The sequence below is a fragment of the Lacticaseibacillus suilingensis genome, from assembly GCF_016861845.1.
GTDB classification, from domain to species: Bacteria; Bacillota; Bacilli; order Lactobacillales; family Lactobacillaceae; genus Lacticaseibacillus; species Lacticaseibacillus suilingensis.
The window spans coordinates 1-740 of the sequence record NZ_BOLV01000072.1 but is presented as its reverse complement, the minus strand read 5'-3'; the positions used below and the strand labels follow the sequence as shown (position 1 = coordinate 740).

Below are 740 nucleotides of genomic sequence, written 5' to 3'. Positions count from 1 at the left end.
GCCGTGCGTTCTTCAAGGCTCTCGCCAGGGAGCTTACTCGTAAGCCGCGCGTACACAGCGTTGATAGCTTCGTACACTTCTATCGCGACCAGGGCAAGGCTTGCCCTTCAACGACAACTGTGTATCGCTACATCGACGCCGGGCTGCTTGAGCTAGACAACATGACACTTCCCAAGAAGCTCCGACGCCGCATCAAAGGCTATAAGAACGCCCACAAGCGCAAGAATAAGAAGATATACGGCGACTCAATCGAGTTGCGTCCTGCGGCCGTGAATGACCGCACAGGCGTGGGACATTGGGAAGGCGACTTGGTCAAAGGTATTCGCTTAGCTGATGAGCCAGCATTAATGACGCTCACAGAACGGTACAGCCGGACTGAGATCATCGTCAAGATTCCTGACTATCATGCGGGCACCTGCCTTAAAGCCTTGCAGGACACGATCGACGACTACGGGGCCAAGGAATTTGAGAGTATCACTTTTGACAATGGTTCCGAGTTTGCCAAGTTATCAGAGATTGTTGGAACCCAGATTTACTTCGCACATCCGTACTCGCCTTGGGAGCGTGGCACAAACGAGAACGCCAATGGACTGCTTAGGGAATTCTTCCCGAAAGGGAAGTCTCTCAGAGCAGTTACCCTGGTTGAAATTCAAGCAGTCCAATCCGCACTGAACCATCGTCCCAGACGTATTCTGAACTATCTTCGCCCATGCGATTACTACCGATGCATGGCGTAACAG

At 52.3% G+C, this 740-nt stretch carries 1 protein-coding gene; it reads left to right on the top strand.

Annotated features, from left to right (window positions below; all coding sequences use genetic code 11):
- Positions 1-737, top strand: a 737-nt coding sequence (locus JUF11_RS13145) for an IS30 family transposase (protein WP_204119948.1), incomplete at its 5' end; no start/stop codon positions are given.
- Positions 738-740: the final 3 nt, after the last annotated feature.